This is a genomic window from Bradyrhizobium sp. Pha-3 (assembly GCF_042258615.1).
Lineage (GTDB): Bacteria > Pseudomonadota > Alphaproteobacteria > Rhizobiales > Xanthobacteraceae > Bradyrhizobium.
The window spans coordinates 5,757,124-5,773,338 of the sequence record NZ_CP170152.1; the positions used below are offsets into that span (position 1 = coordinate 5,757,124).

Sequence of the window (16,215 nt, forward strand, 5' to 3'; positions counted from 1 at the left end):
GTCCCGTGGACCGACCCGGAAATGACGAGCGAGGTGCTTACACCCCGCCCGGATAGTTCGGGGCTTCGCGCGTGATGGTGACGTCGTGGACGTGGCTCTCGCGCAGGCCCGCGCCGGTGATGCGGACGAACTCGGCCTTGTCGTGGAAATCCTTGATGTCCTTCGCACCGACATAGCCCATCGCCGCCCTGAGACCGCCGGCGAGCTGGTGCATCACGTTGCCGACCGGGCCCTTGTACGGCACCTGGCCCTCGATGCCCTCGGGCACCAGCTTCAGCGTGTCCTTGATGTCCTGCTGGAAGTAGCGGTCTGCCGAGCCGCGCGCCATCGCGCCGACCGAGCCCATGCCGCGATAGGCCTTGTAGGAGCGGCCCTGCCACAGGAACACTTCGCCAGGCGTCTCGTCGGTGCCGGCGAGCAGCGAGCCGACCATCGCGATGTCCGCGCCGGCGGCAAGCGCCTTGGCAAGGTCGCCGGAGTATTTGATGCCGCCGTCGGCGATCACGGGCACGTCGGCCTTCTTCGCCGCCGCCACAGCATCCATGATCGCGGTGAGCTGCGGCACGCCGACGCCGGCAACGATGCGCGTGGTGCAGATCGAGCCCGGACCGATCCCGACCTTGATGCAGTCGGCGCCCGCGTCGATCAGCGCCTGCGCGCCGCCCTCGGTCGCGACGTTGCCCGCCACCACCTGCACGGCGTTGGAGAGCCGCTTGATGCGGTTGACGGCATTGAGCACATGCCGCGAGTGACCGTGTGCGGTGTCGACCACAACGACGTCGACGCCGGCATCGATCAGCCGCTCGGTCCGTTCATATCCGGTCTCGCCGACCGTGGTCGCTGCTGCGACACGAAGCCGGCCCTGCGCGTCCTTGCAGGCCAGCGGATGGGCGACTGCCTTTTCCATGTCCTTCACGGTGATCAGGCCGACGCAGCGATATTGGTCGTCGACGACGACCAGCTTTTCGATGCGATGCTGGTGCAGCATCCGCTTCGCCTCGTCCTGGCTGACGCCCTCGCGCACCGTGACGAGGTTCTCGTGCGTCATCAGCTCCGAAACCCTTTGCCGCGGATCGGTTGCGAAGCGCACGTCGCGGTTGGTCAGGATGCCGACCAGCTTGCCCGGCACGTTCTTGCCCGCACCGGTCACGACCGGGATGCCGGAGATGCCGTGATCCTTCATCAGCGTCAGCGCGTCGGCCAGCGTGGCCTCAGGACCGATGGTCAGCGGGTTGACCACCATGCCGGATTCGAACTTCTTGACCTGCCGCACCTGCGCGGCCTGCCCTTCGGGATCGAAATTGCGGTGGATGACGCCGAGGCCGCCGGCCTGCGCCATCGCGATCGCCATCCGCGCCTCGGTGACGGTGTCCATTGCGGACGCCATGATCGGAATGTTGAGCTGGATCGCGCGGGTGACGCGCGAGCGGATATCGACTTCCGAGGGAAGAAAATCGGACAGACCGGGCTTCAGAAGCACATCGTCGAACGTGTAGGCTTCGCGGATAGCCTGAAATCCCGTGGCCATTGCCAACTCCTTATCTGCGGCCGCAGCCGCGAGGGTCTTACGGATGAGCGCTACCTGCGGCGACGCTCGCTGCGTCACCGTCGAATCGGCGCCCATCGGTGGGGTTGACGCTGGTCGATAGCATGGCGGCATGACGAATCAAAGTGTTTGCCAGCCATGCACAGGCTTTTTACGGGCCGGTTCAGGGGGCCCTGTAGCCTGCTTACCGATATCCCTGCGGCGGCCCGTGGCGGCGGATCGCCTCGACCACCTCGCGGTGGCGCCGGTCCTCGCGCTTCATATGGACCGCGATCACAGCATGGGCCGACGGCACCAGCAGCAAGACGTGGAAAAACAGCCCGAAAATCGCGCAAAACACGATCAGGACCAGATTGAAGATGGCCGAAAACGGCTGTCCGTTCAGGAGCAGCCCGATCGGCGGCAGCAGAGCGGCGAGAACGTAGATCACGGCAGCACCTCAAACGCTGGCGGATGCATAGCAGCGTCACGCAGGATTTAGGGCGTTTGCCCGGTTCCGCAATAGCGTGGTCCGGGGCAGGATGATATGGCCCCCTCGCCCGCCTTTTTCAGCACGGCTGTCCTATTTTGATGAACAAACAACGCCTGATCCCGCTCATCGTCGCCACCGCCCTGTTCATGGAAAACATGGACTCAACGGTGATCGCGACCTCGCTGCCGGCGATCGCCGCCGATATCGGCACCAGCCCCCTGACGCTGAAGCTAGCGATCACATCCTATCTGCTGTCGCTCGCGGTGTTCATCCCGGCCAGCGGCTGGACCGCGGACCGCTTCGGCGCCCGCATCGTGTTTGCCGGCGCGGTTGCCGTGTTCATGCTGGGCTCGATCGGCTGCGCGCTGTCCTCCTCGGTGACCGATTTCGTGTTCGCCCGCATCCTGCAGGGCCTCGGCGGAGCGATGATGACCCCGGTCGGGCGGCTGGTGCTGCTGCGCTCGGTCGACAAGAGCGCGCTGGTCAACGCGATGGCCTGGGTGACGGTGCCGGCGCTGATCGGCCCGGTGATCGGGCCGCCGCTTGGCGGCTTCATCACCACCTATTTCTCCTGGCACTGGATCTTCCTGATCAACATCCCGATCGGGCTGCTCGGCATCTTCCTGGCGCTGAAATACATCGACCCGATCAAGAGCGAGGATCCCGAACGTTTCGACCTGATGGGACTGGTGCTGGCCGGGGTCGGGCTCGCCGGCATCGCCTTCGGGCTGTCGGTCGCAGGCCTCAACCTGCTGCCGTGGCCGATCGTCGCTGGCCTGGTGGGGGTCGGCACGGTGTCGATGACGCTCTACGTCATCCACGCCCGGCGCACCGGATCGCCAGTGCTCGATTTCGGCTTGCTGCGGCTGCCGACGATGCGGGCGTCGATCGTCGGCGGCTTCATGTTCCGGCTCGGCATCGGCGCGCTGCCGTTCCTGCTGCCGCTGCTGATGCAGGTCGGTTTCGGCCTGTCGCCGTTCCAGTCCGGCCTCGTCACCTTTGCCTCCGCGGTCGGCGCCATGGGCATGAAGACGCTGGCGGCGCGCATCATCAAGGCCTTCGGTTTCCGCAACATGATGACGGTGAATGCGGTGGTCAGTTCGGCCTTCCTCGCCGCCTGCGCCTTGTTCACGATCTCGACGCCGCTGATGCTGATCTTCACCATCCTGGTGGTCGGCGGCTTCTTCCGCTCGCTGCAATTCACCGCGATCAACACCGTGGCCTATGCCGAGGTCGAGGCGCCGCAGATGAGCCGTGCCACCACCCTGGTCAGCGTCAACCAGCAGCTCGCAGTGTCCGCGGGCGTCGCCGTCGGCGCGTTCTCCGTCGAAACCACGCTGGCGCTGCATCACCAGACCGAGCTCTCCGCCGACGTGTTCGGGCCGGCGTTCATCGTGGTGTCGCTGATCTCGGCAGCGTCCGCCTGGTTCTTCTGGCAGATGCCGGCCGACGCCGGCAATGAAATCGCCGGCCGCAAGGCAATCGACATCTCGAGCCGCAAGGGCGCCGAGAAGCGCGCCGCTGCCGAAGCCGTCAAGGTCGCGACCGAGGACACGCAGAACGCGCGCGATCAGCGGCTCGGCTAAAGCGCGATGAGATTGGGTTGAATCGGCTCACGGCGGTTTCGGTTCACCTCTCCCCGACGGGGAGAGGTCGGATTGCGAAGCAATCCGGGTGAGGGCACTTGCTCTCTCGATAGGCCGTAACCCCTCACCCGATTTGCTACGCAAATCGACCTCTCCCAAGGGAGAGGTGAACCTCCGATGCCGATCCAGCCTAACCTAATCTCATCATGCCTTAGTTGATCGAACGAGCCGTTTCCGAAGCACGGACACTGCAAGCCGCCGTCCGGTCACGGCCAGGCCCTTAGGGGTGGCCGGTCATTCCGCCTAGCTGTCCTCGATCCGGACGTTCAATAAGTTCGTATGTGGGAACGTGGGTCGCTTCCAGCCACGATTCCAGCGCAGCTCCGCAGACCGTGCAGATCGCGTCGCCCGTATGCGGCACCAAGAACTTCTCTTCAGTGCGTCTGTACTCGGCGCCGCAACTGCATTGAACAATGGTCGCCATATCAGAGATATGCGCCCGCGATGCTCGATTTTCCAGCCCTGCAAGAAGCGGCCCCAGTGCGCGAAACCCGACGCTGCACAAGGCCGCCAACCCGGTGGGGGTTCTCCCGGTGGGCTTGGGGGCATTGGCCGGGAGCAATGGAGTCGCCCCGGCCAGGCGCCAAGATTCCAACCGGTCGCGCTGAAACATCGGGCCGCGCGCGGGATCAGCGGCTGGGGTGAGTCCGGCCTCCCTCCGACAATGACGACCTCTCTACGATGACGGCTGCTGCTGTCCCCGAAACCCCGTCGCCAGCACGTAACGCTCGGAGGAATCCTGCCGGCTGGCGGACGGCTTGACGTGACGCACGCTGGCGAAATCGCGCTTCAGCTGCCCTACCAGCTCGGCGTCGGCGCCGCTCTGGAACACTTTCGCCAGGAACGTGCCGCCGGGATTGAGCACCTCGCCGGCAAAATGCGCTGCGGTCTCGACCAGGCCGATGATGCGCAGCTGATCGGTCTTGCGATGGCCCGTGGTGTTGGCGGCCATGTCGGACATCACGAAATCGGCGCGGCCGCCCATCATCGCGATCAGCTTCGCAGGCGCGTCATGGTCGAGGAAGTCGAGCTGCGCAAAGGTGACGCCGGGGATCTCGCCCATCTCGAGCAAATCGATCGCGACCACCTTGCCCTTGCCGTCAGCGGCACCGGTGCGTTTGGCCGCGATCTGGCTCCAGCCGCCGGGCGCAGCGCCGAGATCGACGACGGTCATGCCCGGCTTGAGCAGGCGGTATTTGTCGTCGATCTCGAGCAGCTTGAACGCCGCGCGCGACCGGTAGCCCAACGCCTTGGCCTTGGCGACGTAGGGATCGTTGAGCTGGCGCTCGAGCCAGAGTTTTGAGGACAGTTTTCGCTTGCCGCCGCTCTTGACCGTGACGTGCAGCCGCCCGGTGGTGTCTTTCGCCATGATGGTTCTTGGGTCTCGGTGTGGGCTTCTCCCTCGCCCCGCGCTTGCGGGGAGAGGGTCGGGGTGAGGGGCTGCTTCCGCAATGACGGTGAGAGATGCACTCGCGGAGAGCCCCCTCACCCGGATTGCTGCGCAATCCGGCCTCTCCCCGCAAGCGGGGCGAGGCTAAGGCAGCTCTAGCACGCCCGCAGCGCGCCGTCCTCGCGCATCATCTCGACCAGCATGCCCTCGCGCAGGCCGCGATCGGCGACGCGCAGCCGCGGCATCGGGAACGCGTTGCGGATCGCATCGAGGATCGCGCAGCCGGCCAGCACGAGGTCGGCCCGCTCGACGCTGATGCAGTTGTTGTTGACGCGCGCCTCGTAGCTCATGCCGAGCAGTTTCTGGATCGTCGCGGTGACGTCGCCATCGTTCATCCAGATGCCGTCGATGCGGCGGCGATCGTAGCGCGACAGATTGAGGAACACGCCGGCGAGCGTGGTCACGGTGCCCGAGGTGCCGAGCATGTGCATGTCGCGCAGATCGCGGCCGTGCTCGGCCGCGAATGGCGCGACGTGACGGGCGACCTCATCGATCATCCGCGCATACATGTCCCTGGTGACGTTCTTGCCGCCGAAATGCTCGGCCAGCGTGACGACGCCGAGCGGGATCGACATCCACGCCTTGATGCGCGGCGGCGCATCGGGCGCGTCTGGATCGCGCTCGATCCGCACCAACTCGGTCGAGCCGCCGCCGATGTCGAACAGGATGGCGCCCCGCCCTTTCGGGTCGAGCAGCGGCGAGCAGCCGATCACGGCGAGCGTCGCCTCGGTCTCGCGATCGATCACCTCGAGCTCGATGCCGGTCTCGGCTGCGACGCGCGCGCGAAAGCTTTCGGCATTGCCGGCAGCGCGGCAGGCTTCGGTGGCGATCAGCCGCAGCCGGCGGGCCTTGCGATAGCGGATCTTGTCGCTGCAGATGGCAAGCGCGGCAATCGCCCGCTCGATCGCGGCCTCGCTGATCGAGCCGGTCGCGGCGATGCCCTCGCCGAGCCGGATGATCCGCGAGAACGAGTCGACCACGCGGAACCCGTCGCCGGTCGGACAGGCGATCAACAGCCGGCAATTGTTGGTGCCGAGGTCGAGCGCGGCGTAGACCCCGCTTTCCGCGGCCGCCGCAATCAGCCCTGACGGGGCTTCGCCGGCCGGAGGGCCGTCACAAAGCCGCACATAGTCATTCATCAAAACACTGTCTTTCCGCAGGACCCCAAGGGCAATCCAGGGGGATTCTTGGGGCCTGCCGAACAATTGTCCGTTCACGGAAACTTTAGCAGCGACAAAGCCCTACGCAAACTCCGTTCACATTGGGTCCATGCCCAATCGGGCGTTGTCGTTAAGGGGGGCGTGCGTTATCTCCTCAGCGCCCCCAAACTCCAGCAAAACCGGGCATTTCAGGTCATTTTCGATGCAAGATCATACGCCGCCCGCCTCTCTCGAGAACGCTATCGCACTGCAAAAATACGGTGTCGGACAGCCTGTTCGACGAAAGGAGGACGACACCCTGGTGCGCGGCAAGGGCAAATACACCGACGATTTCTCCCTTCCCGGCCAAGCTTACTGCTGGATGGTCCGCTCCTCCCATGCCCACGGCATCATCAAGGGGATCGACACGGAAGCCGCCAAGGCGATGCCGGGTGTGCTCGGCGTCTGGACCGGTGCCGACCTTGCGGCCGCGGGCTACAACCCCTTCACCTGCGGCCTGCCGCTGAAGAACCGCGACGGCTCGCCGCTCAAACAGACCAACCGCCCCGCGCTCGTGACCGACAAGGTGCGCTTCGTCGGCGATCCCGTGGCCTTCGTGGTCGCAGAGACCGCGGCACAGGCCCGCGACGCGGCTGAGGCCGTCGAGCTCGACATCGAGCCGCTGCCGGCGGTGACGGATGCGGCTGAAGCGTCCAGGCCCGGTGCGCCGCAGCTCTATGACAGCATCCCTGATAACGTCGCGCTCGATTATCATTATGGCGACACTGCAAAGATCGACGCGGCATTTGCCGGCGCCGCGCACGTCACAAAACTCGACATCGTCAACACCCGCGTCGCCGTGGTCTCGATGGAGCCGCGCGTCGCGCTCGCGCATTACGACAAGAAGACCGAACGCTTCACGCTGCAGGTGCCGACCCAGGGCGTCTCCGGCAATAAGGCGATCCTGGCGCGCCTGCTCAACGTGCCCGCCGACAAGGTCCGCATCCTCACCGGCAATGTCGGCGGCTCGTTCGGGATGAAGAACCTCAACTATCCCGAATACACCTGCATCGCGCATGCGGCGCGCGAGCTCGGCCGCCCCGTGAAGTGGCTCGACGAGCGCTCGACCAGCTTCTTGTCCGACAGCCAGGGCCGTGCGCAGCTGATCCATGCCGAGCTCGCGCTCGATGCCGACGGCAAGTTCCTCGCGGTGCGGCTCTCCGGCTACGGCAATCTCGGCGCCTACATCACCGGCGTCGCCCCGGGCCCGCTGTCGCTCAACACCGGCAAGAACCTCGCCAGCGTGTACCGCACGCCGCTGCTCGGCGTCGACATCAAGACGGTGCTGACCAACACCACGCTGATGGGCGCCTATCGCGGCGCTGGCCGGCCCGAGGCCAACTACTACATGGAGCGGCTGATCGACGCCGCCGCCGACGAGATGGGCATCAACCGCTTCACCTTGCGCAAGCGCAACTTCATCAAGCCGTCGCAGCTGCCGTTCCCGGCCGCTTCGGGCGTGACCTATGACAGCGGCGATTTCGCCGGCGTGTTCCAGAAGGCGCTGGAGATCTCCGACTATGAGAACTTCACCAAGCGCAAGAAGGAGAGCAGGAAGAGCGGCAAGCTGCGCGGCATCGCCGTCGGCTCCTATCTCGAAGTCACCGCGCCGCCGAGCGGCGAGCTCGGCAAGATCACCTTCGAGCCCGACGGCTCGGTGAAGCTCACCACCGGCACGCTCGATTACGGCCAGGGCCACGCCACGCCGTTCGCGCAGGTGCTGTCCGACCAGCTCGGCGTTCCCTTCGAGAAAATCACGCTCGAACAGGGCGACAGCGATCTGGTGCGCTTCGGCAACGGCACCGGCGGTTCGCGCTCGATCACCGCGACCGGCCAGGCGATCGTCGAGGCCTCAGCGCTCGTCGTCGAGAAAGGCAAGAAGGCGGCCGCGCACATGCTGGAGGCCTCCGAGGCCGACATCGAATTCGGCCAGGGCCGCTTCACCATCGCCGGCACCGACCGCTCGATCGGCATCATGGAGCTCGCCGAGCGGATGCGCGACAGCAAGATGCCCGAGGGCACGCCCGAGACGCTCGACGTCGATCACGCCACCAAGGAGACGGCGTCGACCTTCCCGAACGGCTGCCACGTCGCCGAGGTCGAGATCGATCCCGACACCGGCGTGACGCGGATCGTGCGCTACTCCGCGGTCAACGATTTCGGCACCGTGGTCAACCCGATGATCGTCGCCGGCCAGTTGCACGGCGGCGTGGCGCAGGGCATCGGCCAGGCGCTGATGGAAGAAGTCAGCTACGACGGCTCGGGCCAGCCGATCACCGGCTCGTTCATGGACTACGCGCTGCCGCGCGCCGGCGACGTCCCGTCGATGCTGGTCGGCGATCATCCCTCGCCGGCGAAATCCAATCCGCTCGGCACCAAAGGCTGCGGCGAAGCCGGCTGCGCCGGCAGCCTCGTCTGCATCGTCAATGCGGTGGTCGACGCGCTGTCGGAATACGGCATCAAGCACATCAACATGCCGCTGACGCCTGAACGCGTCTGGCGCGCGATCCAGGATGCCAAGGCAAAGGCGGCGTAGGGGCGTATTGCCCGCCGCCGCAAACACCACTGTCATCGCCCACGAAAGCGGGCGATCCAGTATCCCAGAGACAGCAGTTCTTGAGCCGAGAGACCGCGGCGTACTGGATACCCCGCATGCGCGGGGTATGACAGTTGTGGACGATGCGGGACCACGCCCCACCTCACGGTTGTCATGCCCGGGCTTGACCTGGGCATCCATCGACTTGAAACGACTCTTGCGAGGGCGATGGATTGCCGGGTCAAGCCCGGCAATGACAGACTGAACTACGCCGCGGCCTGCTCGCGCGGCTGGGTGATGGCGATGTGCCAGCAATGCGCGAGCGGCGTGCCGTTGCCGAGCACCAGCGCGTCGAGCTCGACGAAGCGGTGGCCCTTCTTGTCGTAATTGCCGGTCACCTTGGCGCGCGCGGTCAGCTCGTCGCCGATCTTGCCCGCCGAGAGCAGCTGCATGCGGGTGCCGACATGGATCCAGGGCCCGAGGATCGCGTTGTCGACCAGCACCTTGTTCATCACCCGCGGCAGCAGGCCGGGATGGCCGAGACCTTCGCGCAAGTAGATCGGGTCGGTCTCCCTGATATCGGCGAGATATTCCTTCGCGGCGTCGCCGGACCAGTCGCGCGGGATGGTGCCGAGCCATTTGCCCTCTTCATAGGACGACGCACTCACCGGCTTGCGCTCGGCGACGGCGGCGACGTGCTTGTAATTGTCGAGCACATATTTCGGCACTGAAGCCGGCAGCGACGCGGTGCCGGTGGCGCAGAGCTCGCCGCGGCTGGTGAGTTCGATCGTGAGCCCATTGCCGGTTTCCTGGCCGGTCAATTCTGCGATCTCACCGTCATAGACCGGCTTCACGAAGCGGGCCTCGATCAGGCCGCGTTCCAGGAAATCGCGGCCCCACTTCTCGACCGGCAGGTGCATCATGTAGGCCATCACATCGACGCCGGGCACCAGACCGCCGGAAAACCCGAACTTCCGCGCCACCGTGTCGTCGTGGATCTTGTTCTCCGACAGTTTCGAAGTGTTGTACGCCGAGACGCGGTAGGCCTGCGATCCGGTCTGCGAGTTCATGGGGTTTTCCCTTATTTCGGTTGTTTTTCTGGTGACAATGGTAGTCGAACAAAGAGGCATGGCAAGCCTCTCGTTTTGCTCGCAATTTTCCGCACCATGGAGTACACGCAGGCCGCGCCCGCCAACCGCTGAATCGATGACTGAAACCCCTGCCCAATCCCGCATCTATGTCGACGCCGACGCCTGTCCGGTGAAGGACGAAATCTATCGCGTCGCGATCCGGCTCGGCGTGCCCGTCAGCGTGGTCGCGGGCAATTTCATCCGCGTGCCGCAGGATCCCCTGATCGAGCGCATCGCCGCCGGTTCCGGCATGGATGCGGCCGACGACTGGATCGCGGAACGCGCGCATGAGGGCGACATCGTGATCACCGCCGACATTCCGCTGGCGAGCCGCTGCGTCAAGGCCGGCGCCGACGTGATCGCGCCGAACGGCAAGCCGTTCACCGAACAGTCGATCGGCATGACGCTCGCGGTGCGCAATTTGATGACCGATCTACGCTCGTCCGGTGAGATCACCGGCGGGCCGAAATCCTATTCGCCGCGCGACCGCTCGACCTTCCTGTCGACACTCGACCAGACCATCCGCCGCATCCAGCGCCGCCGCGCCGAGCAGGCGCCGGCGAACGGGAATTAGCGTAATGGCCCCACCGCTCATCCAGCTCAAGGACATCCGCCTGACCTTCGGTGGCACGCCGCTGCTCTCCGGCGTCGAGCTGTCGGTCTCCGCGGGCGAACGCGTCTGCCTGATCGGCCGCAACGGCTCCGGCAAGTCGACGCTGCTGCGCATCGCCGCCGGCCTGGTCGAGCCCGATGGCGGCAGCCGCTTCGTGCAGCCCGGCGCCACCATCCGCTACCTGCCGCAGGAGCCGGATTTCGGCGAGCACAAGACGACGCTGGCCTATGTCGAGGCCGGCCTTGGCCCCGGCGACGACCACTACCAGGCGCGCTATCTGCTCGAACAGCTCGGCCTCAGCGGCGAGGAAGATCCGGCGCATGTCTCCGGCGGCGAGGCGCGCCGCGCCGCGCTGGCCCGCGTGCTGGCGCCCTCGCCCGATATCCTGCTGCTGGACGAGCCGACCAACCATCTCGATTTGCCGACCATCGAATGGCTCGAGGGCGAACTGGAAAGCCGGCGCTGCGCGCTGGTCCTGATCAGCCACGACCGCCGCTTCCTCACCAATCTGTCGCGCACCACAGCCTGGCTCGACCGCGGCCAGATCCGGCAGATCGAGCGCGGCTTCGGCGCCTTCGAGGCGTGGCGCGACGAGGTGCTGGCGGAGGAAGAACGCGAGCAGCACAAGCTCGACCGCAAGATCGTCAACGAAGAGCACTGGCTGCGCTACGGGGTCTCCGGCCGCCGCAAGCGCAACGTCAAGCGGCTCGGCAATCTCTTTGCGCTGCGCGATCAGCGCCGCGACTACCGCGGCGCCACCGGCAATGCCACGCTTGCCGCCGCCGAGGCCGAGAAATCCGGCCGCCTCGTGATCGAGGCCAAGACCATCACGAAGGCCTTCGGCGAGCGCACGATCGTCGATACCTTCTCGACCCGTATCCAGCGCGGCGACCGCGTGGGCATCGTCGGCCCGAACGGCGCCGGCAAGACCACGCTCGTGCATCTGTTGATCGGTAACGATCCGCCCGACTCCGGCTCGGTGCGGCTCGGGGCCAATATCGAGATGGCGACCCTCGACCAGCATCGCGAGAGCCTCGATCCGAAGCTGACCTTGGCCGAAGCTTTGACCGGCGGCCGCGGCGATCACGTCATGGTCGGCGACAAGTCCAAGCACGTGATCGGCTACATGAAGGACTTCCTGTTCGCGCAGGAGCAGCGCGGCACGCCGCTGGAGGCGCTGTCCGGTGGCGAGCGCGGCCGGCTGATGCTGGCGCGCGCGCTGGCCAAGCCGTCGAACCTCTTGATCCTGGACGAGCCCACCAACGACCTCGATCTCGAAACCCTCGACGTGCTCGAGGACATGCTCGGCGATTACGAGGGCACCGTGATCCTGATCAGCCACGACCGCGACTTCCTCGACCGCGTGGTGACCTCGGTGATCGTGCCCGAAGGCCAGGGCCGCTGGATCGAATATGCCGGCGGCTATTCCGACATGCTGGCGCAGCGCGGCGCCGACGTGAAGCGCGAGACGGTGAAGGCAGACGCCGCGATCGAGGAAAAGAAGGAAGCCAAGATCGCGGCACCCGAAGCGGCACCGAGGCGCCGGCTCAGCTTCAACGAGAAGCACGCGCTGGAGACGCTGCCGAAGACCATCGACAAGCTGCACGCCGAGATCGCAAAGCAGCAGAAGCTGCTCGACGATCCCGACCTCTATGCGAAGGATCGCAAGAAGTTCGACGCCGCTTCAGCGGCGATCGCCAAGGCGCAGGACGAACTCGCAGCCGCCGAGGACCGCTGGCTCGAATTAGAAGTGCTCCGCGAAGAGATCGAACAGGCATGAACAATGACTTTTGCCGTCATTGCGAGGAGCGAAGCGACGAAGCAATCCATGCATCTGCAGATGCGGACAGGTAGATTGCTTCGCTTCGCTCGCAATGACGGAAACTCTGGAATGGAGCCGACCCGATGACCACGCCCCTCGCCGCCAAGATCGCCAAGGAATACGGCACGCCCTGCGCCGTGATCGACATGGACCGGGTCGAGCGCAACATCGCGCGCATCCAGAAAGCCTGCGACGAGGCCGGCGTCGCCAACCGGCCGCACATCAAGACGCACAAGAATCCGATGCTGGCGCAGCTGCAGATCAAGGCCGGTGCCAAGGGCATCACCTGCCAGAAGCTCGGCGAGGCCGAGATCATGGCCGACAGCGGCATCGACGACATCCTGATCAGCTACAATCTGCTCGGCGACGAGAAGATGGCGCGGCTCGGCGCCCTGCAGGGCAAGGCCAACGTCACTGTCGCCGCCGACAATTCGGTCGTGGTCAGCGACCTGCCGAAGGCGGCAGCCGCCTCCGGCCGCCCGCTTTCGGTCGTGGTCGAATGCGACACCGGACGCAAGCGCGCCGGCGTCGAGACCCCGGCCGAGGCGATCGCGCTGGCGCGGGAGATCGCAGCCTCGAAGGGCCTGAGCTTCGCGGGCTTCATGCTGTACCCGACCGAGACCGGCTGGGCGGAGGCGCAAAGATTCTACGACGAGGCGCTGGCCGGCGTGCGCGCCCACGGCCTCGACGCGACCATCGTCTCGACCGGCGGCACGCCGAACCTCGTCAATCTCGGCAGGCTGAAGGGCGGCACCGAGCACCGCTTCGGCACCTACATCTACAACGACCGCATGCAGGTCGCGGCCGGCGTCGCCACCTGGGACGATTGCGCGCTGCATATCTATTCCACCGTGGTCAGCCGCGCCGGCCCGGAGCGCGGCATCCTCGATGCCGGCTCCAAGACGCTGACCTCGGACACCGGCGGCCTCGAAGGCCACGGCCTGATCCTCGAACATCCCGAGGCCAAGATCGCACGCTTTGCCGAGGAGCACGGCTTCCTCGACCTGTCCCGCAGCAACACCCGGCCGAATGTGGGTGACGTCGTGCGGATCGTGCCCAATCACGTCTGCGTCGTCGTCAACATGATGGACGAGGTGGTGATGGTGCGCGGCGACGAGATCATCGGCGCGCTGCCGGTGACGGCGCGCGGCAAGTTGCGCTGATCTGAGCGCCCGCGCATCCTTCGAGGCTCGCCCAGCGTCGCAATTGCGCCGCAAGGCTCGCACCTCAGGATGACGCTCTCTCTGAGCCGTCACCCTGAGGTGCCGGAGCGAAGCGGAGGCCTCGAAGGGCGGCGGCGGGCATCGAGCCCGTAGCCTCATAGCAGCTCACCACACGGGGCGCCGATCCGAGCTTCCCCGCCACCTTGGCGCGGATCCGTTCGATCAACACCAGCAGTCCGGCGTGATCGCCCCCTTCCAGCTTGTGGCGCGACATCCGCTCCCGGTCCGGGCTATGCAGCGTCACCAGCCACGTCTTTTGACTCAGTTCGATCGCAACGAATATTGTGTCACAATCGCCGGCGGTGGGCGTGACTTTAGTCGATGCTTGCATCTGACTTCTCCGATGGTTCGAGTGTGCAAACCCAAACCTATCGGATAGGCCACGCTCACCGCCCCATGGAATCTACGATTGCTGCGCGAGCCATCGCAACGCCCCCTTCCCGACGGCGAAACCGGTCGCAAACGACGCCTGCAGCAGATAGCCGCCGGTCGGCGCTTCCCAGTCGAGCATCTCGCCGGCGGCAAAGACACCGGGCAATTTGCGCAGCATGAAATGCGCATCCAGCTCGCTGAACGCGATCCCGCCCGCAGTCGAGATCGCGCGATCGATCGGCGCGACGCCCGTGAGCTGAACCGGAATCGCATTGATCAGCTGCGCGAGCTCTGCTGGAGAGAACAATGCCAGTTGCCGGCCAGACGCAATCGCTGCCTCCTGCATCAGGCCGATGCCGACAGGAGAGAGTTGCGCCGCCTTGCGCAGGAAATTCGCGAGCGACTGCTTGCCGCGCGTCCCGGACAGGCGGGTGGTCAGCGCGGCGGCGTCGAGGTCCGGCCGCAGCGCGATCGTCAGCGTCGCCTGCCCGATACCCAGCACCGCCTCGCGCAATTCCGCAGACATCGCATAGATGGCGCCACCTTCGATGCCCGCGCGGGTGACGACGGCCTCGCCGCGCACCGTGTGCGGACCAATCGTCAATGCGATGCCCTTGAGTGGCTGGCCTTCGAAGCGATCACGGAAGACATCCGACCACGCGACCGTGAAGCCGGAATTAGCCGGCCGTATCGGTGCGACGGCGATGCCCTTCGCTGCGACGGTCACCGTCCACGTCCCGTCGGAGCCAAGCCGCGGCCAGCTCGCGCCGCCGAGCGCAAGCACCGACGCGTCGGCATTGACTACGCGCGGACCATCCGGCGTTGCAAACAATAATCCGCCGCTCTCGTCCCACCCAATCCAGCGATGCCGGAACGCAAACGCAACGCCCGCGGCATCGAGCCGCCGCAGCCAGGCACGCAGCAACGGCGATGCCTTGAACACTTTTGGAAACACGCGGCCGCTGGTGCCGACGAAGGTGGGCTGCCCCAGCCCCGCGCTCCAGGCGCGCAGGGCGTCGGGCGGAAATGTCTCGACCGCGGCCGTCAGATGCGGCATCGCCTCGCGATAGCGCGCGAGGAAATCCGGCAGCGGCTCGGTGTGGGTGAGATTGAGCCCGCCGCGGCCGGCCATCAGGAACTTGCGGCCGGCCGACGGCATCGCGTCGTAGACGGTGACCTGTGCACCGCCCGCCGCAAGGGTTTCCGCAGCCATCAGGCCGGCGGGACCGGCTCCGATGACGGCGACGCTCATGCTCAGAGCTTGATCCCGGCCCGCGCAGCGGCCTGGGCGACGTATTTCTGCGTCTGCTCGAACGCGCCCTGCAGCGCCTTCGCGGTCGACATGTCGCTGATCGCGTTGAAGTGCGCGGCAACGCCGTCGGGCGTCCATTCGGATTGCGGCAGGTTGACGCCTTCGGTCTCCAGCACGCGGATCACCGCGAACGAACCGGCACCGGCGCCCATGATGGTGCGGGTCGGCGCATCCTCCGAGAGCAGGAATTCGACCGCCGGCGTGATCGCTTCCGGCTTCATCAGCGCCAGCGCCTGCGGCGGCAGCAGTTCCTCGGTCATGCGGGTCGCAGCGGTCGGCGAGATGGTGTTGACCTTGATGTTGTTCTTGCGGCCCTCTTCCGCGAGCACATTCATCAGGCCGACCATGCCGGCCTTCGCCGCGCCGTAATTGGCCTGGCCGAAATTGCCGAACAGGCCCGACGACGAGGTCGTCAGCACGATGCGGCCATAGTTGCGCTCGCGCATGCCGGCCCACACCGCCTTGCAGCAATAGAAGGTGCCGGTGAGATGCACGTCGAGCACCTTGGCCCAGTCGGCGACCTCGAGCTTGGTGAACGATTTGTCGCGCAGGATGCCGGCATTGGCGCAGAGCAGATCGACGCTGCCCCACTCCTTTGTGGCGCGCTCGACCATCGCGGTGACCTGCTCGAAGTTCGAGACGTCGGCCCCGTCGGCCATCGCGGTGCCGCCGGCCTTGCGGATCTCCTCGACCACGGTCTCGGCCGGCGACAGCGAACCGCCGGTGCCGTCGCGCGCGCCGCCGAAATCGTTGACCACGACCTTGGCGCCGCGGCTGGCGAGCCCCAGCGCATGCGCCCGCCCAAGACCATTGCCCGCGCCGGTGACGATAGCGACGCGTCCGTCAAACCTGATTGCCATGCCGTAATTCCTGCTCTGACTTCCCTTCTCCCCT

Annotated in this window: 13 protein-coding genes; 5 read left to right on the forward strand and 8 right to left on the reverse strand. The window is 66.0% G+C overall.

The window, feature by feature from the left end; genetic code table 11:
• Positions 1 to 37: 37 nt before the first annotated feature.
• Together guaB and ACE10Z_RS27485 are read right to left on the reverse strand one after the other, a co-directional pair.
• The gene (gene guaB, locus ACE10Z_RS27480) at positions 38 to 1,528 is read right to left on the reverse strand and encodes an IMP dehydrogenase (protein ID WP_375783556.1); all 1,491 of its coding nucleotides are present in this window, start codon (positions 1,526 to 1,528) and stop codon (positions 38 to 40) included.
• A gap of 202 nt (positions 1,529 to 1,730) precedes the next feature.
• Positions 1,731 to 1,976 carry a hypothetical protein gene (locus ACE10Z_RS27485; protein WP_092125564.1) on the reverse strand — a complete coding sequence of 82 codons (246 nt, stop codon included), beginning with the start codon at positions 1,974 to 1,976 and terminating at the stop codon, positions 1,731 to 1,733.
• A gap of 140 nt (positions 1,977 to 2,116) precedes the next feature.
• Here ACE10Z_RS27485 and ACE10Z_RS27490 point away from each other — a divergent pair, with 140 nt between their 5' ends.
• Positions 2,117 to 3,604: a DHA2 family efflux MFS transporter permease subunit gene (locus tag ACE10Z_RS27490; protein WP_375783557.1), complete on the forward strand. Its 1,488-nt coding sequence runs from the start codon at positions 2,117 to 2,119 to the stop codon at positions 3,602 to 3,604.
• A 736-nt stretch (positions 3,605 to 4,340) separates the two neighbouring features.
• Here ACE10Z_RS27490 and ACE10Z_RS27495 read toward each other — a convergent pair.
• Together ACE10Z_RS27495 and ACE10Z_RS27500 are read right to left on the reverse strand one after the other, a co-directional pair.
• Positions 4,341 to 5,033, reverse strand: a complete 693-nt coding sequence (locus tag ACE10Z_RS27495; RefSeq protein WP_375783558.1) for an RlmE family RNA methyltransferase — start codon at positions 5,031 to 5,033, stop codon at positions 4,341 to 4,343.
• A gap of 176 nt (positions 5,034 to 5,209) precedes the next feature.
• Positions 5,210 to 6,253 carry a Ppx/GppA phosphatase family protein gene (locus ACE10Z_RS27500; RefSeq protein WP_375780539.1) on the reverse strand — a complete coding sequence of 348 codons (1,044 nt, stop codon included), beginning with the start codon at positions 6,251 to 6,253 and terminating at the stop codon, positions 5,210 to 5,212.
• 223 nt (positions 6,254 to 6,476) lie between these two features.
• Between ACE10Z_RS27500 and ACE10Z_RS27505 the strand changes: the two genes are divergently transcribed.
• Positions 6,477 to 8,849: a xanthine dehydrogenase family protein molybdopterin-binding subunit gene (locus ACE10Z_RS27505; protein ID WP_375783559.1), complete on the forward strand. Its 2,373-nt coding sequence runs from the start codon at positions 6,477 to 6,479 to the stop codon at positions 8,847 to 8,849.
• 266 nt (positions 8,850 to 9,115) lie between these two features.
• Here ACE10Z_RS27505 and ACE10Z_RS27510 read toward each other — a convergent pair whose 3' ends face one another.
• Entirely contained in the window at positions 9,116 to 9,919 is an 804-nt protein-coding gene (locus tag ACE10Z_RS27510) for a hypothetical protein (protein WP_375783560.1), read from the reverse strand.
• A gap of 136 nt (positions 9,920 to 10,055) precedes the next feature.
• On the opposite strand from ACE10Z_RS27510, the gene ACE10Z_RS27515 reads away from it, so the two are divergent.
• From ACE10Z_RS27515 to ACE10Z_RS27525, 3 genes are all read left to right on the forward strand, one after another.
• The gene (locus ACE10Z_RS27515) at positions 10,056 to 10,553 is read left to right on the forward strand and encodes a YaiI/YqxD family protein (RefSeq protein ID WP_375783561.1); all 498 of its coding nucleotides are present in this window, start codon (positions 10,056 to 10,058) and stop codon (positions 10,551 to 10,553) included.
• Positions 10,554 to 10,557: 4 nt separating this feature from the next.
• A complete protein-coding gene (locus ACE10Z_RS27520; protein WP_375783562.1) occupies positions 10,558 to 12,372 on the forward strand; it encodes an ABC-F family ATP-binding cassette domain-containing protein in 1,815 nt (604 codons plus the stop codon).
• A 125-nt stretch (positions 12,373 to 12,497) separates the two neighbouring features.
• Positions 12,498 to 13,577: a D-TA family PLP-dependent enzyme gene (locus ACE10Z_RS27525; RefSeq protein WP_375783563.1), complete on the forward strand. Its 1,080-nt coding sequence runs from the start codon at positions 12,498 to 12,500 to the stop codon at positions 13,575 to 13,577.
• 64 nt (positions 13,578 to 13,641) lie between these two features.
• Here the strand turns inward: ACE10Z_RS27525 and ACE10Z_RS27530 are convergent, their stop codons facing one another.
• From ACE10Z_RS27530 to ACE10Z_RS27540, 3 genes are all read right to left on the reverse strand, one after another.
• Positions 13,642 to 13,968: a hypothetical protein gene (locus tag ACE10Z_RS27530; protein ID WP_375783564.1), complete on the reverse strand. Its 327-nt coding sequence runs from the start codon at positions 13,966 to 13,968 to the stop codon at positions 13,642 to 13,644.
• 72 nt (positions 13,969 to 14,040) lie between these two features.
• A complete protein-coding gene (locus tag ACE10Z_RS27535; RefSeq protein ID WP_375789936.1) occupies positions 14,041 to 15,222 on the reverse strand; it encodes a TIGR03862 family flavoprotein in 1,182 nt (393 codons plus the stop codon).
• A 41-nt stretch (positions 15,223 to 15,263) separates the two neighbouring features.
• Positions 15,264 to 16,181: an SDR family NAD(P)-dependent oxidoreductase gene (locus tag ACE10Z_RS27540; protein WP_028344663.1), complete on the reverse strand. Its 918-nt coding sequence runs from the start codon at positions 16,179 to 16,181 to the stop codon at positions 15,264 to 15,266.
• Positions 16,182 to 16,215 lie beyond the last annotated feature (34 nt).